The 269-nt window shown below is 57.6% G+C and carries 1 pseudogene; it reads right to left on the reverse strand.

From position 1 onward, the window contains the following. A pseudogene (locus SB764_RS40710) lies at positions 1–198 on the reverse strand (mannitol dehydrogenase family protein); the annotation flags it as partial. Positions 199–269 lie beyond the last annotated feature (71 nt).

Consider the following 269-nt stretch of genomic DNA (forward strand, 5'->3'; position numbering starts at 1 on the left):
GCCGCAAATGCCCCAATCGCCACCCGCGGCCAGCATGGCTTCTTCCGTATAAAGCACCTGATGCGCGCGATGAAAATTGCCGATGCCCAGATGAACGATGCCGATGCGCGGCTCGCGCCACTGCGTCGATAACAGGTGGGTTTCCAGAACGGGCAATGCTTGACGGCTGAGGCGAGGCAGGGCGGCGGCAGATGTCATGAGATGGAATCCAGGTAGCGGAAACAGCTTGAAAAACGACGTCGAAATAATGTCGATTAACGGGAACCAGC

This window comes from Paraburkholderia sp. SIMBA_027, from assembly GCF_046535315.1.
GTDB lineage: Bacteria > Pseudomonadota > Gammaproteobacteria > Burkholderiales > Burkholderiaceae > Paraburkholderia > Paraburkholderia tropica.